We start from the raw sequence: 11,703 nt of genomic DNA on the forward strand, positions 1-11,703 counted from the left end.
CTTAATGTTTTGGTGCTGCAGCCTCGATTGCGTCTTCAACCATTCGAACAGCTTCATCCTCTAATTTTTGAGCTTCAGCAGCTAATTCACCAGCTTTTACTACCATCTCATGTATTTGCTTCTCATATTCTTTACTAACCCTAGGTAGCTTCAGCTTTAACACATCGTCTGAAGACAAATGAGGTATCGAACTTCCTGCCGCAGTTCTGATGAGTTGTCTATAGCCGACGTCTGTGCACATCAAGTAAGCGTATAAGTAACCGGGCAATACCTGAGATTTCTGAGCCTTAATTCTAATCACATCAACCGACACCGCAGCGTCTTCAAAACGTGAGTCGGCCCAAACACCCGTCCCTATAATACCTCCAACTTGGCCGCTACGCGCCAGCAACAAATCTTGCTGCTGAACTCCCCACTCTGACACGTCACCTAGTTTAGACTTAGCTAAAAAGCGCTTAGGCTCATAACGAGCCCTAAAAATTTCACCACTAGTTGAAAAAGGTACGCCATGGTCACTTTCAGTGAAGAGCAACTTCATTCTGCCAGACTCACCAGTTGTCACTCCCAGCTCGGCTAATGTTTCAGTCCCACCAGCACTAACAACTAATTCGTCGCTTAATTGAGCAATTTTATCGTGATAGGTGGAGTCCATCCGTTTCTGAACTAGCTTGGAAGAAGCTGATGAATGCGTAAAAACACGATGTGATAAGGCTAATTTTTCAGGGAAGCTAAAGTAATCAGTAATTAGCTTTCCAGCTTGTTTTAGTAAACTGTTAGCTTCCGTCCTATTTACACCGCATTGTTCGACTTTTGCATGGACAGATATCTCCAGAGATTTATCAACTATTGGGACTGGTAGATTTATGACATGGTGAGGCTCTATATGCTGGATGATTGCACCATAGGTAGAGCTGACTACTAGGGGTACTCCGAACTTGCTTCTTAAGTAACAATATAAGTAGCCTGGAGATACTTTTTCAGAATCAGGAACTACTCTCATCACGTGTTCTGAACAGGCATTACCATCCATCTCTTCACGAGCTAGAGTCATACGTCCAATAGTTCCAGAACGAGTAATCAAAATCCAATTTTTGAAAATTTTAAATAGTGGCTTTCGAGTTACTTGTTCTTTTGATATTAAAGGTAATCTAGCTAAGTTTGCCTGGATGATATCGACACTCCCCATAAATGGAGTGCCATATAGTTCTTCTTTAACCCAGACTCGACCTTCTCTTCCCGCATGAAATGCCCCTTTAGCTTCATTAACTAACAGCTTTTTCAGCTCTTTCTTGGGTAGAGTACACTCAGTTATCAGTTGTTCCGCTTCCTTAGCACCCGTCATATATGGACCGCAATCTAAACGCTTTCCTTCATCACTAAGCCAATTGCTCGGTATTGTCTTTACTTTCATACTTGCTCCAAAGGAAACCACTCTCTAACTTTTTCAGTAACAAAGTTAAAGGAGTTATGTATACAATTATCAATCGGTGCTAATTTTGCGAAGTTTTTACACACCAACGCGTGTTTTACGTTTTTGCCCGTTCGGTTTATTTTAATTAATAACTCAAGAGCTTCTTTGGGCTTAGAAGGAATACCTTGTTCATCAAATACCCAACCATTCGACGCTAACCAGTCATTTATATTTTCTGCTAAATTAAATCTAACTAAATCCGCTAGTAAGCCATCATTTCCCGGCCATAAAACGACCTCTAGCTCAGGCGTTAATACGCCAACCGAAAAATCATCAACTTGCCACCCGCTCGCTAGCATATTTTTTTCAATATCAGCCTTAATTTGCAACTCTCCTGGTGAACCTGGAAATTGAGCATCAACTAAGATTATTGCTTTTTCATAACTAGTTTTGAGAGGCTCTAAAAACTTATGTGCATTGAGCCAAACACTTCGATCAGTTTGCCCTGTTGGTGTTTTTTTTATATCTCGAACAGGGCTAAATTCAAACGGAGAGCAATTTATATCTGAAAACAGATTCTCGCGCTCAAAGAATCCGGTAACAGCCATTTTTATGCCATTACACGGAACCAAACATACTACTTTCCTACTCATTCGAATATTCCTGCAGCAAACAAGGTTCCCAAATCTAGATCACCTTTCCAATCGACTAGAGCGGGATGCTCTCTTCCCTTCAACACCTGGGTGGCCCCTTCATCATCAAACCTTAGCGTAATAATATTTTCGATTTCAGTATGCGCTAATACCGTCGGCGAATGAGTCGACATGAATAATTGAGTGTTTGGAGCACAATCAAGGGCCTCCAATACTGCGTCTATTGCTTTGGGGTGAATACCATTTTCAGGCTCTTCCAGAGTTATAACTTTAGGCGCATCATTCAAATACGGAAGAATCGTTAAGGCAAAAATATGAAGAGTTCCATGAGATAAACTACTTGAGGGTACTTCCATTCCATTGTCATATATTACTTGCAGGTAACAATAACCATCATCGTCTCGTTTATTAGCTCTAATATTCTGTATTGATGGTAGAGCCATCTTTACGACTTCGATCCATTCTTCTAAGTCTTCAAGGCTATTTTCTTGCAGCTCATACACCTGCCAAGAGAGGTTACTGCCATCTGATTTAAAAGCTTTTTTATTTCTAGGACTAGCTGCTAACCTCATTGCTGGCCATTGTGGTTCGTAACTTTGTGCTCCTTGCTTAAGGAACTCAAGGAGCCAAAATGCTGCAGGAAAGCTAACTTCGTCAGCAGGCATTGAAGCAAAAGCAGAGCGTTCATTCTGTAAAGCAAATTCAATATCCTTAGTTTTCCTTTTGTCTGCCCACTCCGCAGAATAAACAGCTTTTTGTCTATTAGACCTTTCAATTACTTGGAAAACATCATCATTATCAAATCTGCCGCCTTGAATTTCTCCGCCATGGTCAACTCTGTTGTTATCATTAAAGAGCATCAAGTGCTCTTCTTTGATTTCCAACTTATCTCCAATGATGCCTATAGATATCTCGTATCTAATGGTATTGCTTCTCAATTCTGGCTTATCTCTAAATCGCTTAGGACCTAATTGTTGAACTAAAACTTGTTGCTTTTCTGGGATCTCTGCCTCAATCACTAAAGTAAAGTTATCCCCCTTAAGCATGTGAATAAGTTCTTTTGGATTATCAGCCCTAGCTCTATCTCTACCGCTCATAGGTGCAAAAAAAGCATCGTTTATATCGGTCACCATTAAGATATCACCCAGTAAAGCAGGTATATCCAGTAGGGTCGTTTTACCCGAACCATTAGAGCCGGCAAAAATGTGCAAATGTTCTAGCTGTAAGTCGAGCCTTTTAAAACACCTGTAACGGTAAGCCTCTATACGAGTGATCATATTGAAGGCTCCGGGTTTTCAGCTCTGAATTCTTTCCATGCTTTGGCTATCTTTGGCAAGTCATCGTCTAAAATTTTACTGCGACGTTTTAGTTTGCGAACGACATTTTGACCGTTGATACGAATACGCTCCTCAACCTCTTCTTCAATAACTTTTTCTTCACCATCAGGGTGACGTTCATAAAGCGTATTACCACGACGGTCGAAGCCTACTTTTTCTGCCACCGCCATAAATACCGGGTATTCGGGCTCTCCACCGATGGCAACAGCATCTTTTTCAGTATCAGTCTTCTTTTTCAAGAACAGTAGGCTAGTTAAGATGTTTACGTTAGCTTCAACGATAAATGACTCAACCGGTAAGTCAACGCAACCTAGCACCCAGCACTCTTGCATTAGCCACCAGCGAATGTATTCATCACCAGGGTTACCCAAAATACCGTCTGGTAACACGATACCCATACGTCCGCCTTGCTTAAGCCACTGCACGCAACGCTCAATAAACAAAATCTCGGGCGAAACTGCATCTTTACGGCGTTCTGTTTTTCTAAAGCCGCCGTTGTCAGTGCGCTCCCACACATAGGCAAGGTCGTATTGCTCTAGAATTTGCTTGTCGGTAACTGGGATGTCGGAACCAAACGGTGGGTTGGTCAAGATCACATCAACACTGCCTTCTTTACCGCTGGAATCACCGACAGGAATCGTTTTCTTGGCGGGGTCTACGCCCTTTAAATGTCCATGAGGGTATTCCAGTGAGTTCATGTGGTAGATGTTAGCCATGGCATTACTTGCCATCACCACGTTCATTTGCGATGCTCGGCACAGAAAGGGGTCAAAGTCACAACCAAACAGATTTTTTTCGGCAAACTCTTTAATTTGTTGTTGAATAGAAATGAATTCTTCAGTGGTTTCAGCACCCAATTTTACTTTTTCTTCTTCATGTAATTGCTTATTGATGAAGCTTAAAGTCTGCTCGAGGAAGCCCCCTGTACCACATGATGGGTCCAGCACTTTCTCATGTGGTTGTGGTGCCATCATTTCAACAATTAGTTTGATTGCGCCACGAGGCGTAAAGTACTGACCTCGGTCACCACGCAAGTTATCACCAACTACTTCTTGATATGCAGCTCCTTTGGCGTCCATTTCTGTGCGCGTAAAATCATATTTCGCAAGCTCAGATACCATAAAAGCAAGCGCTCTGTCAGACAATGTAATTTCTTCATTGCCTGCAAATATGTCTGGATAGGCTTTTTTTACTTTCTCAAATAACGGCTCAATACGCTCTCTGATTACTTTGCGACCTTCATCGTCGAACTGTTCAGTCGCAGAAGCCCAGAACTCTCTCTCTCTGTTGCCGATACGCTCGTCATACATTTTTGAGAAAATCAAATATAGGAACTGCCAGAAAGCCGCATCTTTTGGCATCCCTTCATTACCATGAATGAAGTTATGACAACGACGGAAAGCAGTAAGTAACATTTCACGGTCAGCCGTTCTTAGTTGTGCATTTGAAGCAACGTCGCGGCTCCCCATCGTTTCATCAGCTAACGGCCAATCGCCTACCGCTTTAAATTTAGCATCAAAACGTGATTCTTCTTTTTCAACAAAGAAGAACTCGATGCCGTTTGTCCATAAGCCCCAATGACATTTTTCCAATACGTATTTATCACCAACCTGCTCACGCATCATATCCTCCATCAATTGAAGATCTTTTTGCGCTTGGTCATGGTCCCGAATTTTAACTGCTGACTTTTTACCTTTCTTTGGTTCTTTATCACAAATTACAATACGACGAATATTTTCAGGTAAATGCTCTGCACCATGATCATAGATAGCGATATCTATTTTCTTACGCTTACCATCAACCTTTACTGGAACATCTAGTGCCATATCTTCGGCGCTTAAACCATACTCATGGAATAAGGCGCGTAAGGTCTTTTGACGAACCAATTCTTTAGGCGTTTGTTTGATTGGATTATTGGTCAAATAATCCAACATCATGCCATCTTCGATGGCGAGTACATCTTTTACTTCTTTGCTAACAATCATTTTTTTCTCGATAATCTGTGGTTATAAGTCAGCTTCCAAAGCCAGCTCATCTAAATCTTCAATATTTACACTTTGATGTGCATTCTTGTCTTGTTCACGTAATACAAGACGTTTTCTAATTTCTTCAGAAAGGACTTCACAGCGCTTAGTTAAAAACGTGTCATAGTCATCATCCCAAATGCCCCAAGCTTCCAGCTCAATTAGGTGAGTTTTCATATGGGCTTTAAGGTCCGAGTTTTGCTCTGTAAACTTACGCATATATGCAGAAGGAGCTTGAGCACCTATTTTTCGTTTATTTAAAAAGTCATCTACGATAGTGATATTAGCAATATGATTGCTATGCTCATCGCCTAAACCTTGCTTGCGTAAGTACGCCCTAGGAAAATAATGGTGATAATTTCGGCTATTCGCACGCTTTAGCCAATCATTGCTAATATGGACAATCGAACCATCGATAAATGATTTGGGTTCTTGGTAAGCTAAAATACAAAGTAATGCTTTGATATAGCTCCTACCTGCATTAAACCAGCCATTTTCTTGTATGAATTGCGCTGATGTATCTATTTTCCAATCATAATCAGGTTGCTGCTCTTGCAGTATTTTATCGATACGTTTCACATCTTGCGCTAACTTGCCTTCAACAGAACTCGAATAGCGACCACCTAAACTAACTCGCCACAAAAAGTCCTCTAAGAAGAGTTGTTTGTTCTCGAGTGGCTTATCTTTGTGGTGATAAAAGAAATAGGCAAATGGAGCTAACAACGAGTTGTATGGTAGAAGTCTGGAAACGGGGATACGGTAATAACCTCTAAAGTAGTCAACCGCTGCTTCTATCGCATCAGCGACCTTAGGCCATTCTTCGATAAATCGCTTTTTATCCAATCGTAAGATGTTTTGACGTTTGCACTCCTTGCCAATTACCAGGGACACTGTTTGTAACACGGTGGCATCTGAAATAGTGTCGTATCCCACTTCGCGTAATCTATCAACCAATGCTTCAAACTTTTCAGAGAGGTCAAACTCTTCATTAGCATCGAATGTTTTTGCAACCATGATTTCAAATAGTGAAAGCGGTTTTCCACCAACATTTATACGTGTGAAGATTTCTGTTGCAACATCTAGTGGTGCTTCCTTCACTTCTATAAGCGAAAAGTTATAGCCCTGAAGTGTTTGGGAGTACTCTGTTATTTTGGGGAAGAACTGTTGGTATTTCTGTAAGAAATTCAGATCAAAGCTAATTAAATCTTTAAGCTTAATGTAAGAACCTTCTTCCAATTCACTGATATCGGTTAAGACAATCTGCTGATGTTCGTCTGCATTTAAGTCGATGTATATTTCTGAAAAGTCATCAACCTTTTTACCACGATTAATTTGGACACCTTTAAGCGCACAAAACAAACTTGTCATACGTTGTTGGCCATCCAATACGTATTCAGCAAAATCACCATCAGGCACCGGCGGTAACTCAACACCACCTAAATCTTTAACAACACGAAGAGCTTCCTTGGTTTTCCAAGTAATAAACGTACCAATAGGATAACCTTTTAAAATACTATCAATTAAGCCTGCCGCGCGGTCTTTACTCCATACGTAGTCACGCTGGAATTGAGGGATCTTAATCAAGCCTTTTTCAATATCAGCTAAAAGAGCCTTGTAAGGTAAATTCTTCGGTTCTGGTAAATGCATTTAAATCCCTTTATTTTTTAATTATAACCTGGAGCTAGTATTAGATTCTCTACACCATATATTGCTTCATTGGCTTTAAGTGCCAATTGATATTCATCACTATTTAATGAGTACTCTTTAGAGCAATCAACTTTCCACTGGTTTAACAAATAGCCCACCAAAGCTGCTCTGACTTCCAGTGTTAACTCTCCGTCAACCATATCGAAGTCCAGTTCAATCGCTTTTGGATGTTTTAGCTCTGGGTGGGGTATCAGATGTAAATCTACTATCCGATTCCATTGCTTATCGGCCTCTCGAGCTTCCTGGGCGGCTATTGGCTCATCTAGCACTTCAATGCTGACTAAACGAGTCAGTACAAAATCTCGAAATTCCTCATGCTTACGATCAAAAGCTCGGACGTGCCAACGAAGGCCATTGTTGATCAGAGCATGAGGTACTAGTTCACGAACAGACTCGCCAGAAGAGAGTGAAACATAGTTAACTTTTATGGGCTGATGGTTCGTGATTGCACGGGTCACCGTCGAAACTACTTCAGCATCTGGATGGACTAATCTCGTTGCATCAATGCAGACCTGGCTTGGCTGCACTCCATGAGAAATACCATCTCCAAAGCCGCGACATAGACCTGTTAGTACGGCCTCTGGTTCATGTTCAAATAAAGGTTTGAACAAATTTGTTCGATGATACTTTTTAGTTTGGTGCTTCAACACCAAGTTCTTTGGAGCACACTCTTTATAAAATGAAAAGTCACGAGTGGCTGCTGCCAGGCCTGTTTGAAAGCGTTGAATCAAGTCAGCCCTAGCTACTTGACCAAAGTATTGGAGGTTAAAGTCTATAAATGCCAAACGTTCACGTTGGGCATGATTGGCGGTTTCCAGTAATGACATTATTTTTATAATTTTTAAAACCTTATCGCTAAATAGTAGTCAATTATGAAAGGTGGTGCAATGATTATGATTAGATCATGTAGTTAAATTTGATTCTGATGTAAGAGTGTATATTAATATGAGCGGACACGACGACGTGCCGCTTGAATCGTCACGTCGTCAATTCAAGATTAATCAACTTCCAGATAATTCAATAGCTTTCATAACTAGAGTGTGCATGCCCCGTAAGAAATGTGAACACTATCATTGAGCCTGATTAAAGGATTTCAGTAAGTCAGGCTATGTTGAAACCTCAAAGAGAGCTAACTGATTCTACTAGGCAACCCTGTATTTACCTCAACATCCCCAGCGAACTTAAAGAATGAGCTACATTTCATCAATCATCTCGCTGAGGGATGTAAATATAGTTGCTAGCTTGATTTGCTTTTCTTGCTGCTGATTCCAGCTTTTTCATTGTGTCTTTTACATTCAGGCTAGAAAGCCAACTGTTGATGTATCTCACAGAGTTAACACCAGGCAATTTTCGTATACCAAAGCGCGTACACAAAAAACAAGACCCGAGTTCTGCAACTAGTTCTTCAAAAGCGTATTTCGCGCTTCCAAATTCATGTCCTATTTCTCTGTTACAGCGACTTTCATGACCTGTCCAATGAACCATTTCGTGAATCAACGTACCATAGTAGGCTTTTGTTGCGTCCTTACCTTTGAACATCTCTTTCTGTGGCATAGTTATATAATCGTCGTTGGGATCGTAAAACGCCTTACCTTCTATTGTGTGTTCAATACGAACATTTAACGCTTTAATAATCTCATCCAACTTAGAAAGAGGTTTAACTTTCACATCGACAGCATCAGCGCCATCAAAACCTATTACTTGACTCGCGTTATAGACAATAGATACCTTTCTCCCAAATCCACTCGTAACTTCATCTTCTGCCAGCTGAACAGCGTCTTCTTTAGCTTTTATTGTGAAGTGATGAAAAACAGCAGCTGGTTTCGCATCTACACTTAATTCACATCCCATTTTCTCCCATTGTTTCTTTGTTGCCCAAAAATTACTTTTAAAACCATGGTGCTCTGATATTAAAGACAAAAAAAGCCATGAGAATAAAGAGTCATATTGACGATGGGTATGAGCGTTATAATGCGCCTCTAGTACTGGCGAAGTTAACCATTCTGAGACGAAATTGCTGTTCTCCTTGTCCAGTCTACCTACCAAATTATCGAATATCTTTTGATCATGCTCCCAGCCAGCACTGTTTAAATCAATAACATCCGCTAAGCGCTTAACAGAGGAAAATAGAGGCATGTTGAGAAGTGTCTGGACATCATAAGCAGAGGTTAACTGTTCTGAGACCCCAAGTTCATCAAGATAGCGTATCCAGAAGTCGAACTCTTTGAGTAATGGGAGCAACTCTGATTTAGTTACATCAGCCCACTCCTCGCTTTCTAAACCAAATATTTTACGAAGCGTTGTACCACTGTGTTTTCTTTTTAAGCCCTCTAATAGCTCTGAAATAGTAGCCCCTGCCAACGCCTCAAGCTCTGATAAGAATGTCGCAGCTTGTTTAAGTGGTTTAACACTAGCATCAAGAGATTCTTCGTACTCTAGCCATTTAATTGGGCTGCTGGTTGACTGAGTTTGTATGAGAAAGTTAGAAAAGTTAGTTTTTCCATGAATATCTCTAGAGCGAGTCATTAAGTTCACGATTGAACGCCCTGTTGCCAATGCATATTCATGTTGAAGGAAAACACTATTACGGAATGTTGCTAAGTTAAACATTTTCATCCTTGATTTAGAATATTGACGTATTTTTCGTTTAGTACCTTTAAAATAGCTCTTATTTTAGTGAATTGCTCAGATTTTTTAAGCACATACTGCGACATTACTGCAGCTTAAGCCATGATTGATAGTTTTCTAAGAGCATGCGACAATTTTTGTCGCATGCTATCTCTATGCTATGGTGAAGACATAATTGCAAAAGTCAGTTTTCCCCAATGAGTGCATTTCAACGCAAGCTCGACATTCTTCAATTTGTGCCTTCTGCACCTAGAAAGGTATCTAGCCGACAAATTTTTGAAAATTTACAAAACTGCGGTCATCACAATATCGATATGCGCACGGTGCAGCGGGACTTAGTTAGCCTAGAAAATATTGGGCTATTTGGGTTAGACGTTGATAAACGTTCAAAACCCTACGGCTGGTTTATAAACGCTAATTTTAAGAAACTCAATTTAAGCTTGATGGATGGTAATACCGCTCTCGCATTTAAGGTGCTTGAACAGTCCGGTGCCACACTGCCAAATTCTACACTTAAAGAAATGCAGCCTTACTTTGCAAAGGCGAGCCAGGTCTTAGAGCAAGATAGTGACTCTTTACTTACAAACTGGCTAAGATCAGTGGCGGATTCGCAAGTTTCCCAGCCGCTCATTCCACCCGAAATAGATGCAACTTCGTTTGAAAGATTAAAAAGCGCAATCTTTTTTAAAAAACAAATCTCTGCCGATATTAAGCGTATTTTTAGCGGCGGCAATGAAATGGTTTGGAAGCACTACGACAGAGTTAACCCTATGGGGCTGGTTAAACAAGATGGCAGACAACTCTTTGTATGTACTTTTGGTTCGCTGCACAAAAGACGCTACGCACTACCGTTACAGTTTATAAGAAACATTACTGTCACTGACGAAGACTGCCAACAAGAATTCAGTGAGCAGGAAAATATCCAAACCTTGTCGGCTAACAATAAAGAAGACATTAAACTTAAGCTATTGGTTAAAAATAACTCTTTATTTTTACTTCACGGCTACAGGCTGAGTAACGACCAGGTCATTATGCAATCAAGTCATGCAGATAAATCTTTATTGATCGCCACGGTGAAAGATACCAATAAATTACGCGCTTTCTTAAGAGGTTTAGGCGACAACATAGAGGTCATCGCCCCTCAAAAACTGAGGCAGTATTTTGTTGAGCTTTCTGAAAGGTTATTCTTCGCTTACCAGGAAAAATTTGCGCAAGAAAGACCATTGCCTTCAGACTAAGATAACTCCCTACCCTGCAGCCTAACAAAAGCAGGTATATCCAAATATGCAGCGTCCTTTTTGGATGATGCTGGAACAGATGCTTGCTTCATGGGTATCACATTTTTCTCTTGTTCAAAGTTTTGAGTCTTAGAAGGCACACCTGTGGCGATAACTAAGACTTCACCAAAGTGTGGTAATTCTGGAGATAAGGTTACGCCTGTAATAATAAGAGTTTGAGGGCCATCGACTAAAGATTGGAGTGTCGCTAGCATTTCTTCATACATTGCTAAGCTGGGCTCTTCTCTACACGTAAGCTGCGCAATAACACCCTGCGCCCCAATTATATTTTGTTTGTCGACCAATGGGTTTTCTAAAGCATGTTTTAATGCTGCGCTTAATGAACTGTCATCTTCAGCTATACCCACACCTAGCGCAGTATCCCCTTCTAGAGAGAGAATGTGACTGAAATCATTAATGTCGACGTTGATATAACCCGTGTTCGTGAGCATTACGATAATGGCTTCGACAATTCTGTGCATCTGAGTGTCACAGTGACGAAATGCAGAGAGAAGCCCTACGGTTTCATCTAGTGCAGAAAGCAATGAATCGTTAGACATAACGAGAGTTGTCGATTGGCACCCTAATAGATCCACCCATTTGCGGCGTATTGGATCCACTTAAAACCGTCTTTTTTGTCCTCAAACAGAGTGATTATTTCTTGCT

Annotated in this window: 9 protein-coding genes; 1 reads left to right on the forward strand and 8 read right to left on the reverse strand. The window is 40.8% G+C overall.

Annotated elements, in window-relative coordinates; genetic code table 11:
- Position 1 precedes the first annotated feature (1 nt).
- The 7 genes from MHN09_RS09190 to MHN09_RS09220 form a co-directional block, all read right to left on the reverse strand.
- Complete coding sequence (locus MHN09_RS09190) at positions 2–1,411, reverse strand: restriction endonuclease subunit S (protein WP_187447626.1); 1,410 nt, start codon at positions 1,409–1,411, stop codon at positions 2–4.
- Entirely contained in the window at positions 1,408–2,064 is a 657-nt protein-coding gene (locus tag MHN09_RS09195; RefSeq protein WP_187447627.1) for a hypothetical protein, read from the reverse strand. Before MHN09_RS09195 ends, MHN09_RS09190 begins: the two co-directional genes overlap by 4 nt.
- Positions 2,061–3,341 carry an ATP-binding protein gene (locus tag MHN09_RS09200; protein WP_187447628.1) on the reverse strand — a complete coding sequence of 427 codons (1,281 nt, stop codon included), beginning with the start codon at positions 3,339–3,341 and terminating at the stop codon, positions 2,061–2,063. The genes MHN09_RS09195 and MHN09_RS09200 overlap by 4 nt, the downstream gene beginning before the upstream one ends.
- Positions 3,338–5,386, reverse strand: coding sequence for an N-6 DNA methylase (locus tag MHN09_RS09205; RefSeq protein WP_187447629.1), 2,049 nt, complete (start codon positions 5,384–5,386; stop codon positions 3,338–3,340). The genes MHN09_RS09200 and MHN09_RS09205 overlap by 4 nt, the downstream gene beginning before the upstream one ends.
- A 21-nt stretch (positions 5,387–5,407) precedes the next feature.
- Complete coding sequence (locus tag MHN09_RS09210) at positions 5,408–7,072, reverse strand: DUF262 domain-containing protein (protein ID WP_239240311.1); 1,665 nt, start codon at positions 7,070–7,072, stop codon at positions 5,408–5,410.
- 17 nt (positions 7,073–7,089) lie between these two features.
- Positions 7,090–7,959, reverse strand: coding sequence for a WYL domain-containing protein (locus MHN09_RS09215; RefSeq protein WP_239220245.1), 870 nt, complete (start codon positions 7,957–7,959; stop codon positions 7,090–7,092).
- A gap of 376 nt (positions 7,960–8,335) precedes the next feature.
- The gene (locus tag MHN09_RS09220; protein ID WP_187447780.1) at positions 8,336–9,742 is read right to left on the reverse strand and encodes a zincin-like metallopeptidase domain-containing protein; all 1,407 of its coding nucleotides are present in this window, start codon (positions 9,740–9,742) and stop codon (positions 8,336–8,338) included.
- A 215-nt stretch (positions 9,743–9,957) separates the two neighbouring features.
- On the opposite strand from MHN09_RS09220, the gene MHN09_RS09225 reads away from it, so the two are divergent.
- Positions 9,958–10,998, forward strand: a complete 1,041-nt coding sequence (locus tag MHN09_RS09225) for a WYL domain-containing protein (protein ID WP_187447781.1) — start codon at positions 9,958–9,960, stop codon at positions 10,996–10,998.
- Here the strand turns inward: MHN09_RS09225 and MHN09_RS09230 are convergent.
- Positions 10,995–11,657, reverse strand: a complete 663-nt coding sequence (locus tag MHN09_RS09230) for a hypothetical protein (protein WP_239240313.1) — start codon at positions 11,655–11,657, stop codon at positions 10,995–10,997. The genes MHN09_RS09225 and MHN09_RS09230 overlap by 4 nt on opposite strands.
- Positions 11,658–11,703 lie beyond the last annotated feature (46 nt).

Source organism: Alteromonas sp. MmMcT2-5 (assembly GCF_022348315.1).
Taxonomy (GTDB): Bacteria; Pseudomonadota; Gammaproteobacteria; order Enterobacterales; family Alteromonadaceae; genus Alteromonas; species Alteromonas macleodii.